At 71.1% G+C, this 13,403-nt stretch carries 10 protein-coding genes; 9 read left to right on the forward strand and 1 reads right to left on the reverse strand.

Going from position 1 to position 13,403, the window contains the following annotated elements; translation table 11 throughout:
* The first annotated feature begins 54 nt into the window (after window positions 1-54).
* The gene (gene eccD, locus ACIGXM_RS35235; protein WP_396568198.1) at window positions 55-1,515 is read left to right on the forward strand and encodes a type VII secretion integral membrane protein EccD; all 1,461 of its coding nucleotides are present in this window, start codon (window positions 55-57) and stop codon (window positions 1,513-1,515) included.
* Window positions 1,516-1,605: 90 nt separating this feature from the next.
* Here eccD and ACIGXM_RS35240 read toward each other — a convergent pair whose 3' ends face one another.
* Window positions 1,606-3,012, reverse strand: a complete 1,407-nt coding sequence (locus ACIGXM_RS35240; RefSeq protein WP_396568199.1) for an APC family permease — start codon at window positions 3,010-3,012, stop codon at window positions 1,606-1,608.
* A gap of 644 nt (window positions 3,013-3,656) precedes the next feature.
* On the opposite strand from ACIGXM_RS35240, the gene rpsO reads away from it, so the two are divergent.
* From rpsO to ACIGXM_RS35280, 8 genes are all read left to right on the forward strand, one after another.
* Window positions 3,657-3,947: a 30S ribosomal protein S15 gene (gene rpsO / locus ACIGXM_RS35245; RefSeq protein ID WP_396568200.1), complete on the forward strand. Its 291-nt coding sequence runs from the start codon at window positions 3,657-3,659 to the stop codon at window positions 3,945-3,947.
* A gap of 438 nt (window positions 3,948-4,385) precedes the next feature.
* Window positions 4,386-6,596 (forward strand): polyribonucleotide nucleotidyltransferase, encoded by a 2,211-nt coding sequence (locus tag ACIGXM_RS35250; protein ID WP_396568201.1) that lies wholly within the window; start codon window positions 4,386-4,388, stop codon window positions 6,594-6,596.
* Between the two features lie 105 nt (window positions 6,597-6,701).
* Window positions 6,702-8,054, forward strand: a complete 1,353-nt coding sequence (locus tag ACIGXM_RS35255; RefSeq protein ID WP_396568202.1) for a M16 family metallopeptidase — start codon at window positions 6,702-6,704, stop codon at window positions 8,052-8,054.
* A 28-nt stretch (window positions 8,055-8,082) separates the two neighbouring features.
* The gene (dapB, locus tag ACIGXM_RS35260; RefSeq protein ID WP_396568203.1) at window positions 8,083-8,844 is read left to right on the forward strand and encodes a 4-hydroxy-tetrahydrodipicolinate reductase; all 762 of its coding nucleotides are present in this window, start codon (window positions 8,083-8,085) and stop codon (window positions 8,842-8,844) included.
* 7 nt (window positions 8,845-8,851) lie between these two features.
* Complete coding sequence (locus ACIGXM_RS35265) at window positions 8,852-9,286, forward strand: hypothetical protein (protein ID WP_396568204.1); 435 nt, start codon at window positions 8,852-8,854, stop codon at window positions 9,284-9,286.
* Between the two features lie 55 nt (window positions 9,287-9,341).
* Window positions 9,342-10,076 (forward strand): FAD-dependent thymidylate synthase, encoded by a 735-nt coding sequence (gene thyX, locus ACIGXM_RS35270; protein ID WP_396568205.1) that lies wholly within the window; start codon window positions 9,342-9,344, stop codon window positions 10,074-10,076.
* A gap of 216 nt (window positions 10,077-10,292) precedes the next feature.
* Entirely contained in the window at window positions 10,293-11,192 is a 900-nt protein-coding gene (dapA, locus tag ACIGXM_RS35275) for a 4-hydroxy-tetrahydrodipicolinate synthase (protein WP_396568206.1), read from the forward strand.
* A 203-nt stretch (window positions 11,193-11,395) separates the two neighbouring features.
* The gene (locus ACIGXM_RS35280; protein ID WP_396568207.1) at window positions 11,396-13,081 is read left to right on the forward strand and encodes a ribonuclease J; all 1,686 of its coding nucleotides are present in this window, start codon (window positions 11,396-11,398) and stop codon (window positions 13,079-13,081) included.
* Window positions 13,082-13,403 lie beyond the last annotated feature (322 nt).

Here is a 13,403-nt window from a genome sequence, read left to right on the forward strand (position 1 = left end):
TACGGGGCGACCCCCTGGGGAGGGGCCGGAGAGAGACCAGAGAGAGGTGCCCGCTTGGTGCAGCCCACCGCCGCCGGCTTCTGCCGGCTCACCGTCACGGGGGCCGGGCGGCGGGTCGATCTGGCCCTTCCGGAGGACGTCCCGTTGGCCGACCTGTATCCGGAGGTGTGGCGGCTCTGCGGCGAGCCGGCCGCCGAGGGCGAGCCGGTCGGCCGCCGACTCGTCCGGCGGGACGGCTCGGCGCTCGACCCCTCGCGCAGCCTGGCCGCCCAGCGGGTGCTGGACGGCGAGTTGCTGCTGCTGCGCCCGTGCGGCCACCCGCCGCCCGCACCGATCTACGACGACGTCACGGAGGCCGTCGCCGCGGCCGTCCGGTGCGACCCGCGGCACTGGCACGACGGACGGCTGCTCTTCTTCGGCCTGACCTCCGGGGTGCTGCTGCTGACGCTGGCCGCGCTGCTGCTCTGGTCCGTCGACCCGGTTCGCCATCTGACCCGCGGCCTGCCCGGGACCACCGCGGCGGTGCTGGCCGTCCTGCTGGTCGCCCTCGCCGGGGCCAGGTCCCGGGTGTACGACGACCGGCCGTCGGCGGTCGCGCTCGGCCTCGGTGCCCTGCCGCACGCGCTGGTCGCGGGCACCGCGCTGCTCCCGCCCGACGCCGGGGCGGGACCGGGCCGGTCGCAGCTGCTCGCCGGGTGCACCGCGCTGCTGATCACCTCGGTGCTGCTGGTCGTGCTGCTGCCGCTGGGCGACGCGCCCTTCGTGGCGGCCGCGCTGCTGGCGGCCACCGGCGTGGCGGCCGCCTTCGGGACGATCCTGACCGGCGCCGCACCGAGCGCGGCGGCCGCGGTGGCGGGCGTCGCGGCGGTGGGCCTGATCGGGTTCCTGCCCGGCCTCGCGGCGCGGTTCGCCCGGCTGCCGATCGCCTTCCGCGACCCGCTGGACGGCGGCGACGGCGGCAGTGACAGCGGTGACGGCGGCGGCGACGAGGGTGGCGGCGGTGGTGGCCCGGATCGGCCCGGTGGCCCCCAGCAGCCGGACGCCGAGCGGATCGCGGCGCTGGCCCGGCGCGGGCACGAGCTGCTGCTCGGCCTGGTCGGCGGGTGCGCGGCCGTCCTCGTGGTGGCCGCCGGGGTGCTGGGCGGCACCGACTCCGCGTTCGCCCGGCTGCTCGCGCCGGCCCTGGGCCTGGCCGCGTTGCTGCGGGCCCGGCTGTTCCGGCTCACCGGGCAGGTGGTCGCGCTGCTGGTGGCCGGCCTCGGCACGTTCTGCCTGCTCACGCTCGGCCTGGCGACGCACCCGCCGGCCGGTGCCCGGGCGCTCGGTCCGGTGCTCGCCCTCACCCTGCTCGCGGCGGTCCTGCTGACGGTCGGCGTGCTCGTCCCGCGGGGCGGCCTGACCCCGCGCTGGGGCCGGCTGCTGGAGCTGGTGGACGCCGCGGTGCTGCTCTCCCTGGTGCCGCTCTGCCTCGGCGTGCTCGACCTCTACGCACGGGCCCGCGCGATGGGCGGCTGAGGCCTCCGGCCCCCGGCCCGACAGCCCGACGGCCCGGGCACCGTGGGGGAGGTGCCCGGGCCGTCCGGGGCGGGCGGGGTCAAGCGGCGGTCAGATCCGCTCGTCCTCCGGAAGGGTGATCACCCAGTGGCTCTCCGGGCGCGGGCGCAGGAAGAAGACCCAGTAGAGGCTGGCCACCGCGGTGATCCCGCCGGTCCAGATCAGCGCGGTGGTGTCCAGCTGGGTCAGCACGTAGCAGAGGACCAGGATCAGCAGCGCCGGCAGCACCGGCCAGAGCGGCTGGCGCCAGGCCGGTACGTCCTTGTGCTGCGCCCGGCGGGAGAGCAGCGCGGCGACGGCGACCAGCAGGTAGAGCGCGGCGACCGCGACACCGGTGATGTTGGTGAGCAGGGTGCCGGGAACGAAGCAGAGCGCCGCGCCGGGCACGCCGACCGCGAGGGTGGAGACCCAGGGGGCGTTGAACTTGTTCAGGGTGCCGAAGGCCTTGTTGACCGGCGCCGGCCAGGCCTTGTCGCGGCCGGAGGCGAAGAGCACCCGGGAGTTCTGGATCACCATGACGATGCCGGCGTTGATGATCGCCAGCGCGATGCAGAGGCTGATGAAGGTGCCGAGCGCGGAGTCGCTCCAGCCGGCCACCATGCCGGAGATGTCGCCACCGGTCAGGGTGGCCAGGTCGGGCGCGCCCAGGGTGATCGCGATGACCGGGACCATGATCACCACGGCCGAGAGGCCGAGCGTCCACAGCACGGTCCGGGCGACGTTGCGGCGCGGGTTCTCCAGCTCCTCGGAGAGGTAGATCGCGGTGCTGAAGCCCTGGGTGACGAAGAGCGCGGTGCCCATCGCGGCGAAGATGGCGCCCAGGCCGACCGGGCTGGTCACCCCGTGGGCGTCGGCCAGCACGCCGTGGAACAGGCTGCCGACGCCGCGCTGGCTGTGCGCGAAGCCGAGCACCGAGACCACGCCGGCCGCGATCACCTCCAGCACCAGGAAGATGCCGGTGATCCAGGCGTTGGCGCGCAGGTCGAGCAGGCCGGCCACGGTGGCGGCGAGCATCACGCCGGCGCCGGCCACCGCCGGGCTGAGGTGCACGATCGGCGCGAGGTAGGCGGCCGTGCCGATGGCGATCACCGACGGGACGATCATCACGACGATCAGCGACTGGATGAAGACCAGCCAGCCGGCGAACCGCCCGGCCAGCGTGCCGACCATCGCGTACTCACCGCCGGCGCTGGGGATCAGGGTGCCCAGCTCGGAGTAGCAGAAGGCCACCGCGACGCAGAGGACCGCGCCGATCCCGATGGTCAGCGCGGTGGCCGTGCCCAGAGCGTTGAAGAGCGAGGGCACCAGGACGAAGAGCGAGGAGGCCGGGGTGACGCAGGAGAGCGTCAGCAGCGTGCCGCCGACCACACCGAGGGAACGCTTGAGCGTCTGCGGGGCTTCGGTGGTACGGACCGTCACCGGCGTGGTGGCGGAGGGCGGACGAAGCGTGTCGGTCATGGCGGGGGTCCGATCGGCTCAGCGCGAGGGGCGCGGTCCTGTGCGGTGCTGGGCGGGGAGCGGTATCGCCTCCGGCGGGGGGTGTTCGGCCTCTGTGGTGCAGCTCGCTCCCGGCCGGCCCATGGTGCGTGGGGCGTATTGATCGCGTCAATGGCGGAATTGCTTCGGAATCCGTTGCGTCGAACCGCATGACTATCCAAACCGAAGATCAGCTAAGCCCGTCGCGCTCGATGTCCGACTTGTTACCTTTGGCCAACGGGGCTTGGATCAAAGGTGAACTGCACGTTGCGCACATGAATCAAAGGTCAGCTGCCACACTGGCCACGGCTGGCCCAGGCATGTCAGAGCGCCCCAACCGCCCCCGCGGCCGGCGACGATAACCGCAGCCGACGGCCCGGAAAAAGTTCCCGAAAATCCCGACAGGCGGACGGTCGGCGCCCGTCGCGCCCCCGTCCACCGGTCACCCCCGGTCACCGCGCGGGGGCCGTCCCGGGTTCCGGGTAAAGAGGGGACAACCGGTCGGGCCGGACGGTGCGGAACGGTCGGTCGGGCGGCTGCTGGTACCCTTGGCCTTCGATCCGAGTTCAAGCAGACCCTGTGCCGTAGACCAGAGTCACTCGGTAGGAACCCCAGAAGGAGACGCAGTGGCCCTCGACGCCGCCGTCAAGAAGCAGATCATCGCCGAGTACGGGACCAAGGAGGGCGACACCGGCTCCCCCGAGGTCCAGGTGGCCATGCTCTCCCGTCGCATCTCGGACCTGACCGAGCACCTCAAGTTCCACAAGCACGACCACCACAGCCGTCGTGGCCTGCTGATCCTGGTCGGCCAGCGCCGCCGGCTGCTGCAGTACCTGGCCAAGAAGGACATCGAGCGCTTCCGTACGCTCGTCGACCGTCTCGGCATCCGCCGCGGTGCCGCCGGCGGCGCCCGCTAAGACCGCTGCCTGGGGCGGCTCCCCACCGGGGAGCCGCCCCTCGCGCGTACCGCGCGCCGGACACCGCGCGCGAGCAAATCGCGGTCGCCTCCCGGGGCAGCCGAGGATTGCACCGTAGGGTTGTGGGCATGCCGGGAAATGGCGCCGGTTCATGGCGCCCCACCCGAGCAGTGGCACAAACCCCCAGCGGGCCGCAGGCTTCAAACGGAAGCCGCCCGCGTCCGAGAGAGCGTCCATTCGCCGAGGCGTGCAGCAGCCCGCCGATCAGGCCTGGCAGCCGAGAGGCGCCGGTCCTCGGTAGTGGCCGCCGGGAGTACCGCAGACCGAGCGGTAGCGCCCGGGGGCTTCGATCGAAGACCGGCCCGGCAGGTCAGGGCCCCGCAGGCAGGCAGCGCGGGGGCGCTCTCCCGGAGACGTACGAAAGAGGAGATCTTCCAGGTGGAAGAGAACGTGTTCTACGCCGAGGCCGTGATCGACAACGGCTCCTTCGGCACCCGTACCATCCGCTTCGAGACCGGCCGGCTGGCCCGCCAGGCCGCCGGTTCGGCCGTGGCCTACCTGGACGACGACACCATGGTGCTGTCGGCCACCAGCGCGTCCAAGGCGCCGAAGGAGCACTTCGACTTCTTCCCGCTGACCGTGGACGTCGAGGAGCGGATGTACGCCGCGGGCCGGATCCCCGGCTCGTTCTTCCGTCGTGAGGGCCGCCCCTCCGAGGACGCCATCCTGACCTGCCGCCTGATCGACCGCCCGCTGCGCCCGTCCTTCGTCAAGGGCCTGCGCAACGAGGTCCAGGTCGTCGCCACCGTCATGGCGCTCAACCCCGACCACCTGTACGACGTGGTCGCGATCAACGCCGCCTCCGCCTCCACCCAGCTGGCCGGCCTGCCGTTCTCCGGCCCGATCGGCGGCGTCCGCGTCGCGCTGATCCGCGGCCAGTGGGTGGCCTTCCCGACCCACAGCGAGCTGGAGGAGGCCGTCTTCGACATGGTCGTCGCCGGCCGGGTGCTGGCCGACGGCGATGTCGCGATCATGATGGTCGAGGCCGAGGCCACCGACAAGACCATCAAGCTGGTCGCCGGTGGCGCCGAGGCCCCCTCCGAGGAGGTCGTGGCCGGCGGTCTGGACGCCGCCAAGCCGTTCATCAAGGTGCTCTGCGAGGCGCAGGCCCGGCTGGCCGCCCAGGCCGCCAAGCCCACCGCCGAGTTCCCGGTCTTCCTGGACTACCAGGACGACGTGCTCGCCGCGCTGACCGCCGCCGTCAAGGACGAGCTGGCCCAGGCGCTCACCATCCCGGGCAAGCAGGAGCGCAACAACGAGCTGGACCGCGTCAAGGCGCTGGCCGGCGAGAAGCTGCTCCCCGAGTTCGAGGGTCGCGAGAAGGAGATCAGCGCCGCCTACAACGCGCTGACTAAGAAGATCGTCCGCGAGCGGGTCATCAAGGACAAGGTCCGCATCGACGGCCGCGGCGTCACCGACATCCGCACCCTGGCCGCCGAGGTCGAGGCGATCCCGCGGGTGCACGGCTCGGCGCTGTTCGAGCGTGGCGAGACCCAGATCCTGGGCGTCACCACCCTGAACATGCTCCGCATGGAGCAGCAGCTGGACACCCTCTCCCCGGAGACCCGGCGCCGCTACATGCACAACTACAACTTCCCGCCGTACTCGGTCGGCGAGACCGGTCGGGTGGGCTCCCCGAAGCGCCGCGAGATCGGTCACGGCGCGCTGGCCGAGCGGGCGCTCATCCCGGTGCTGCCGACCCGCGAGGAGTTCCCCTACGCGATCCGCCAGGTCTCCGAGGCGCTCGGCTCCAACGGGTCCACCTCGATGGGTTCGGTCTGCGCCTCCACCATGTCGCTGCTGAACGCCGGTGTGCCGCTGAAGGCCGCCGTCGCCGGTATCGCCATGGGCCTGATCTCGCAGGAGATCGACGGTGAGACCCACTACGTCGCGCTGACCGACATCCTGGGCGCCGAGGACGCGTACGGCGACATGGACTTCAAGGTCGCCGGTACCCGCAACTTCATCACCGCCCTGCAGCTGGACACCAAGCTGAACGGCATCCCGGCCTCCGTCCTGGCCGCCGCCCTCAAGCAGGCCAAGGACGCCCGCCTGCACATCCTCGACGTGATGAACGAGGCCATCGACGCGCCCGACGAGATGTCGCCGAACGCGCCGCGCATCATCACCATCAAGATCCCGGTGGACAAGATCGGTGAGGTCATCGGCCCCAAGGGCAAGATGATCAACCAGATCCAGGAGGACACCGGCGCGGACATCACCATCGAGGACGACGGCACCATCTACATCGGTGCGGTCGACGGCCCCTCGGCGGAGGCTGCCCGTACGACGATCAACCAGATCGCCAACCCGACCATGCCGGAGGTCGGCGAGCGCTACCTGGGCACCGTGGTGAAGACCACGACGTTCGGCGCGTTCGTCTCGCTCATGCCGGGCAAGGACGGCCTGCTGCACATCTCGCAGATCCGCAAGCTGGCCGGTGGCAAGCGCGTGGAGAACGTCGAGGACGTGCTCGGCGTCGGCGCCAAGGTCCAGGTCGAGATCGCCGAGATCGACCCGCGTGGCAAGCTCTCGCTGATCCCGGTCATCGAGGACGCCGAGGGCGGCGAGGCCGCCGCGGCCGAGTGACGCTCGTCCGCTGATCCCGCGGCCCGTACGCCCCTCGCGGCGTACGGGCCGCACCCTGTTGTCACCGCATCACCCCGGAGCCGTGCTCCGGTGAAAGGACGTTCCGTGTCCCAGGCCTCGGCGGCGAAGCAGCGCCCCGGCAGCACCCGGACCCTGCTCAAGGGCGTGGACGGCGCCGGAACGGTGCGCCGCACCGTCCTGCCCGGCGGCCTGCGAGTCGTCACCGAGACCCTGCCGACGGTCCGCTCGGCGACCTTCGGCATCTGGGTCGGGGTCGGCTCGCGCGACGAGACCCCGGTCCTCAACGGCGCCACCCACTACCTCGAGCACCTGCTCTTCAAGGGCACCGCGCGGCGTAGCGCGCTGGAGATCTCGGCCGCGCTGGACGCGGTCGGCGGCGAGATGAACGCCTTCACCGCCAAGGAGAACACCTGCTACTACGCGCGGGTGCTGGACGCCGACCTGCCGCTGGCCATCGACGTGGTCTGCGACATGCTCACCGGCTCGCTGATCCGCACCGAGGACGTGGAGGCCGAGCGCGGCGTCATCCTCGAGGAGATGGCGATGGCCGAGGACGACCCGGGCGACGTGGTGCACGACCTGTTCGCCAAGGTGATCTACGGTTCGACCCCGCTCGGCCGGCCGATCCTGGGCACCCAGGAGACCGTCAACGGCCTGACCAGGGACCAGATCGCCGGCTTCTTCAAGCGCCGCTACCGGCCCGAGCAACTGGTCGTCGCGGCTGCCGGCAACCTGGACCACCGCAAGGTCGTCCAGCAGGTCGAGGCCGCCTTCGCCGAGGTGCTCGCCAAGTCGGCCGCCGCCCCGGCCGAGGTCCGGCGCGGGCGGAAGCCGGTGCGCACCTCCGGCCAGGTCGAGGTGCTCAACCGGGCCACCGAGCAGGCGCACCTGGTGCTCGGGGTGCCCGGCGTGCCCCGGCACGACGAGCGCCGCTGGGCGCTGGGCGTGCTCAACGCGGCGCTCGGCGGCGGGATGAGCTCCCGGCTCTTCCAGGAGGTGCGGGAGAAGCGCGGGCTGGCCTACTCGGTCTACTCGTACTCCTCCTCCTACGCCGACACCGGCCTGTTCGGCGTCTACGCCGGCTGCCAGCCCAAGCGGGTCGAGGAGGTGCTGCGGATCTGCCGCGAGGAGCTCGCCAAGGTGGTCGCCGAGGGCATCACCGAGGAGGAGCTGCGCCGCGCGATCGGCCAGATCTCCGGCTCCACCGTGCTCGGCATGGAGGACACCGGCTCGCTGATGAACCGGATCGGCAAGGCCGAGCTCTGCTACGGCAGTCACCTGTCGGTCGACGACATGCTGGCGAAGATCTCCGGGGTCACCCTGGAGGATGTCCAGCAGGTGGCGCGTGATGTGCTGGGGGCGTACCGGCCCTCGCTCGCCCTGATCGGTCCGATCACCGACCGGCGGGCCGCCAAGCTCGTCGACCTGCTGGCCTGAGCCGGCCCGACCCTCCGAAAGGACCCCCATGACGCTGCGCGTCGCCGTGATCGGCGCCACCGGCCGGATCGGCTCCGAGGCCGTCCGGGCCGTCCAGGCCGCGCCCGACCTGGAGTTGGTCGCCGCCCTGGGCCGGGACTCCGGGCTGGAGACCCTGGTCGAGAGCGGTGCCCAGGTCGCCGTCGAGCTGACCCACCCCGACGCGGTGATGCGGAACCTGGAGTACTGCACCGCGAACGGGATCCACACCGTGGTCGGCACCACCGGCTGGACCCCCGAGCGGCTGGAGCTGCTGACCGGCTGGCTGGCCGCCGCGCCCAGCACCGGCACCGGCCCGGTGGGCTGCCTGATCGCGCCGAACTTCTCCATCGGCGCGGTGCTCACCATGCAGTTCGCCCAGCAGGCGGCGAAGTACTTCGAGTCGGTCGAGGTGGTCGAGCTGCACCACAACCGGAAGGCCGACGCGCCCTCCGGCACCGCCACCCGCACCGCGCAGCTGATCGCGGCCGCCCGCGAGGCCGCCGGCCGCCCGCGCCAGGAGGACCCGACCAGCCACGGCCTGCCCGGCGCCCGCGGCGCCGACGTGGACGGGGTGCCGGTGCACGCGGTCCGGCTGCGCGGCCTGCTGGCGCACCAGGAGGTGCTCTTCGGGGACACCGGGGAGACCCTGACCATCCGGCACGACTCGCTGCACCACAGCTGCTTCATGCCGGGCATCCTGCTGGGCGTGCGGCGGGTGACCGAGACCCCGGGGCTGACCTTCGGCCTCGAACACTTCCTGGACCTGTGAGCCGACCATGACCTCACGCACCGGGTTCTTCATCCTCGCCGCCGTCCTCCTGCTCGTCTCGCTGATCTGCATCGGCGAGGGGGTCCAACTGATCGCCACCGGCAAGCCGTTCGGGATCGGCATCGGGGTCTGCGCGTTCGTCATCCCGGCCATCGGGATCTGGTTCCTGTGGCAGACCGTCAAGTTCGGCCGGGTCACCGAGGCGATGTCCCGCGAGCTGGAGGCCGAGGGCGGCCTGCCGGTGGACGAGCTGCGGCGCACCGCCGGTGGCCGGATCGACCGGGACTCGGCCGACGAGGTCTTCGCCAGGCGGCAGGCCGAGGCCGAGGCCGAGCCGGCCGACTGGCGGGTCTGGTTCCGGCTGGCCGTGGCGTACGCGGACGCCGGCGACACCCCGCGGGCACGCAAGACCATGCAGCATGCGATCAAGCTTCGAGGGTGACGCCGGGCGCACGCCCTAGGCTGTCGCCGACGACGGTGAGAAAGAGGAGTAACGCGTGACCGACAGTGCGGAGACCACCCCGCTGTTCCGCAGCGATGTCACGGTGGAGCTGGTCCGCAGCGCCGCCGCCGACTCGGACGTGATCTGGGCGGCCCGGGTCTCGACCGCGGGCGAGCAGTCCCTGGAGGCGCTCCAGCAGGACCCGGAGAAGTCCAAGGGCCTGATCAACTACCTGATGCGGGACCGGCACGGCACGCCGTTCGAGCACAACTCGCTGACCTTCTTCATCAGCGCGCCGATCTTCGTCTTCCGGGAGTTCCACCGGCACCGGGCGGGCTGGTCGTACAACGAGGAGAGCGGCCGCTACCGCGAGTTGGAGCCGGTCTTCTACGTGCCGGGCGAGGAGCGCCGGCTGGTCCAGCAGGGCCGGCCCGGCAAGTACGAGTTCCACGAGGGCACGCCGGAGCAGTACAAGACGGTCACCACCGCGATGGAGCGCTCCTACCAGCAGTCGTACGAGGCCTACCAGGAGATGCTGAGCGAGGGCGTGGCCCGCGAGGTGGCCCGCGCGGTGCTGCCGGTCGGTCTCTTCTCCTCGATGTACGCCACCTGCAACGCCCGGTCGCTGATGCACTTCCTGTCGCTGCGCACCAAGGACGAGCGCGGTATCGTGCCGACCTTCCCGCAGCGCGAGATCGAGATGGTGGCCGAAAAGATGGAGGCGGAATGGGCCAAGCTCATGCCGCTCACCCATGCGGCCTTCAACACCCATGGCCGGGTCGCACCCTGACCTGGGTGGATAGGCATATGGATGTATCGGTCCGGCATGTCCGGATTGCAGCGGTTCTGGGCCGTCCCTAGGCTCGGGGCACGGATTCCGGTGCTGCTTGAACCCCCGAGCGGGCAGCGCCGGAATCCTATGGTTTGCCCGGTTTATCCAGGGCGGACGTCCGAAGACTGGACCGGCCTGGCCGCCCCCTCACCGGCTACGAGTATTTTTGGACCCATGGCTCCGACCTCCACACCGCAGACCCCTTTCGGCCGGGTGCTGACCGCGATGGTGACCCCGTTCACCGCTGACGGCGGCCTCGACCTCGACGGCGCCCAGCGCCTGGCCGCCCACCTCGTCGACGAGGGCAACGACGGCCTGGTCCTCAACGGCACCACCGGCGAGTCGCCGACCACCACCGACGCCGAGAAGGCGCAGCTGGTCCGGGCCGTGGTGGCGGCGGTCGGCGACCGGGCGCACGTCATCGCGGGGGTCGGCACCAACGACACGGCGCACAGCGTCGAGCTGGCCCGGCAGGCCGAGGCCGCCGGCGCGCACGGGCTGCTGGTCGTCACGCCGTACTACAGCAAGCCGCCGCAGGAGGGCCTGTACCGGCACTCGGTCGCGATCGCGGACAGCACCGGGCTGCCGGTGATGCTCTACGACATCCCCGGGCGCAGCGGAGTCGCGCTGGAGCACGAGACCCTGGTCCGGCTCGGCGAGCACCCGCGGATCGTGGCCAACAAGGACGCCAAGGGCGACCTCGGCGCCGCCGCTTGGGCGATCGCCCGCTCCGACCTGGCCTGGTACTCCGGCGACGACATCCTGAACCTGCCGCTGCTCTCGGTCGGGGCCGTCGGCATCGTCAGTGTGGTCGCCCATGTCGCCGCCGGCCGGCTGCGCGGGATGATCGAGGACTTCACCGCCGGGAACGTCGCCGCGGCCACCGCCGCCCACCAGGCGCTGCTCCCGGTCTTCAGCGGGATGTTCCGCACCCAGGGCGCCATCCTCACCAAGGCCGCACTGAGCCTCCAGGGCCTGCCCGCCGGTCCGGTCCGGCTGCCCCTGGTGGACGCCACCGCCGAGGAGATCGCCCGCTTGAAGGAGGATCTCGCCGCAGGCGGGGTACACCTGTAACAGACAGAAACGTGCGCGCCCCCGGCTCGCCGGGCCCCTGCACCGAGGGGCCTGCCGCTGGACCGGATCACGGCGTGAGGGCACAGCAGAGCCAACCGCTCGGAGACGGGCGGACGACCCAGTAGGTAGCCAACGAAGCCGCACGCCATATGTCTCCAGGGGGAGGTCCCCGGGCATATGGCGTGCTGCGTGAGGAGAGTCTTTTGAGCCACCCCCATCCCGACCTCGGCGCGCCCCCGGCCCTCGCCCCGAACGCCATCCGGATCACTCCGCTCGGCGGCCTCGGTGAGATCGGCCGCAACATGACGGTGCTGGAGCACGCCGGCCGGCTGCTCATCATCGACTGCGGTGTCCTCTTCCCCGAGGACGAACAGCCCGGCATCGACCTGATCCTGCCGGACTTCTCGTCCATCCGGGACCGCCTGGACAAGATCGACGGCATCGTCCTCACCCACGGGCACGAGGACCACATCGGGGCCGTCCCGTACCTGCTCCGGGAGAACCCGGACATCCCGCTGATCGGTTCGAAGCTCACCCTGGCCCTGATCGAGGCCAAGCTCGCCGAGCACCGGATCCGCCCGTACGTGCTGGAGGTCGAGGAGGGGCAGCGCGAGCAGATCGGCCCCTTCAACTGCGAGTTCATCGCGGTCAACCACTCCATCCCGGACGCCCTCGCGGTCGCCGTGCGCACCGCCGCCGGCATGGTGGTCGCCACCGGTGACTTCAAGATGGACCAGCTGCCGCTGGACGGCCGGCTCACCGACCTGCCGGCCTTCGCCAAGCTGGCAGAGGAGGGCATGGACCTGCTGCTGGTGGACTCCACCAACGCCGAGGTCCCCGGCTTCATCCCGCACGAGCGGGACATCTCGGCCGCGCTGCGCAACGTCTTCGCCAACGCCGAGCGCCGGATCATCGTCGCCTCCTTCGCCAGCCACGTGCACCGGATCCAGCAGGTGCTGGACGCCGCGCACGAGTACAAGCGCAAGGTCGCCTTCGTCGGCCGCTCGATGGTCCGCAACATGGGCATCGCCCGTGACCTCGGGTACCTCAAGGTGCCGGGCAACCTGATCGTGGACGTGAAGACCCTGGACGACCTCCCGGACAAGGAGATCGTGCTGATCTGCACCGGCTCGCAGGGCGAGCCGATGGCGGCGCTGTCGCGGATGGCCAACCGTGACCACCAGATCCGGATCGTCGAGGGCGACACGGTGGTGCTCGCCTCGTCGCTCATCCCGGGCAACGAGACCGCGATCTACCGGGTGATCAACGGTCTGACCCGGTGGGGCGCGAACGTCGTGCACAAGGGCAACGCCAAGGTGCACGTCTCCGGGCACGCCTCGTCGGGCGAGCTGCTCTACTTCTTCAACATCTGCCGCCCGAAGAACCTGATGCCGGTGCACGGCGAGTGGCGCCACCTGCGGGCCTGCGCCGACCTGGGCATCAAGACCGGTGTTCCGAAGGAGCGCACGGTCATCGCCGAGGACGGCGTGGTGGTCGACCTGGTCGACGGCGTCGCGCGAATCGTCGGCAAGGTGCAGGCCGGGTACGTCTACGTGGACGGCAGCTCGGTCGGCGACATCACCGAGTCCTCGCTCAAGGACCGCCGGATCCTCGGCGAGGAGGGCTTCATCTCGGTCTTCGTGGTCGTCGACTCGACCAGCGGCAAGATCGTGAGCGGTCCGACCATCCAGGCCCGCGGTTCGGGTATCGAGGACAACGCCTTCGGCCCGGTGGTGCAGAAGCTGGAGGAGGCGCTGCGCAAGTCCGCCGACGTCGGCGTGCTGGAGCCGCGCCAGGTGCAGCAGCTGGTGCGCCGCACCATCGGCAAGTGGGTGGCCGACAACTACCGTCGCCGGCCGATGATCCTGCCGGTCGTGGTCGAGGTCTGACCCGTCGGGGCCTGACCTCGCTTGACCGCACGAACCGGCCCCGGGCGCTCGCCCGGGGCCGGTTTGACTTCGTCGGTGGGGGTGCGTAGTGTTCTCCGAGTTGCCCCGGCCGCCTGGTGGTGGTGGGAGAGCGACAAAACCCCATCCCGATTATGCGATGAGCATTCGGTGTCTGCATGTCCTTTTCGAAGGAAAGTGCGGTGCGGAAACTCTGGTAGAGTCGGGGTAGCGGAAAGCCGGAAGGCCGGAAGCGAAATTGCGGGAAGTGAGTCGGGAAAGATTCGCGGGAAACACTGCGGATCGGGTCTGATAAGCTGAATGC

The sequence above is a fragment of the Kitasatospora sp. NPDC052896 genome, assembly GCF_044547075.1.
Lineage (GTDB): Bacteria > Actinomycetota > Actinomycetes > Streptomycetales > Streptomycetaceae > Kitasatospora.